Origin of the sequence: Herbaspirillum lusitanum P6-12, from assembly GCF_000256565.1 — a bacterium.
GTDB lineage: Bacteria > Pseudomonadota > Gammaproteobacteria > Burkholderiales > Burkholderiaceae_D > Herbaspirillum > Herbaspirillum lusitanum.
Window position 1 is genome coordinate 1 of sequence record NZ_AJHH01000603.1, and the last position, 1,039, is coordinate 1,039.

The 1,039-nt window shown below is 64.6% G+C and carries 1 pseudogene; it reads right to left on the bottom strand.

The features are described from left to right. Nucleotides 1-1,029, bottom strand: a pseudogene (locus HLUSI_RS29715) (HAD-IC family P-type ATPase); the annotation flags it as partial. Nucleotides 1,030-1,039: the final 10 nt, after the last annotated feature.

The window sequence follows — 1,039 nt, forward strand, 5'->3', positions numbered from 1 at the left end:
CATATTTCGCGCGTCGTCAAGCTGCACGATGTCGCCGATGGCGCGGGCAGTGTGCGGGTTGTCGCCGGTGAGCATGGTGACGCTGACGCCGAGTTGCTTCAGCTGGGCGATGGCGTCGCGGCTGCTGTCGCGCACCGTGTCGGCGACCGCCAGCAACAATTGCACGCGGCCGTCGCGGCACAGGATGGTGGTCGTCTTGCCTTGCCTTTCCAATAGCTGCAGACGTGCTTCCAGCTGCGGGCTGCACATGCCCATTTCATGCACCAGGCGGTGATTGCCGAGATGGAATTCGCTGCCGGCGATGCGTCCCTTGACGCCGCGTCCGCTCAAGGCTTCGAAGTCGGCGACTTCGTCTGCACGGCGTTGTTGCTGGTTTTGCTGCTGTGTCCAGTGCGCCGCAATCGCCGCCGACACCGGATGGTCCGAGCGCAGCGCCAGGCTGGCGGCTTGCTGCAATAGCAGGGCCTGATCGCCGTCCGACAACAGTTGAACGTCGGTCACGACCGGTTTGCCGTGCGTGATGGTGCCGGTCTTGTCGAGGGCGAGCGCCTTGATCAGGCGTCCTTGTTCCAGGTACACGCCACCCTTGATCAGGATGCCGTGGCGGGCCGCCGCAGCGAGTCCGCTGACAATCGTCACCGGCGTGGAAATCACCAGCGCGCAAGGGCAGGCGATCACCAGCAGCACCAGCGCCTTGTACAGCCACGGATAGAACGCCGCACCCAGCAACAGCGGCGGCACGATGGCGATCAGCGCTGCCACCGCGACCACGGACGGGATGTAATAGCGCGCAAACTGGTCGACGAAACGCTGCGTCGGCGCACGCTGGCCTTGGGCCTGTTGCACGCTCCTGACGATGCGCGACAGTGTCGATTCGCTTTGCACTGCGGTGACGCGATAGTCGAAGGCGCTGTTGCCGTTGATGGTGCCGGCAAAGACCTGATCGTTGATCTGCTTGGCGACCGGCATGCTTTCGCCGGTGATCGGCGCCTGGTTGATCGCCGGCTGTCCTTGCGTGACCACGCCGTCGTCGCCCTAG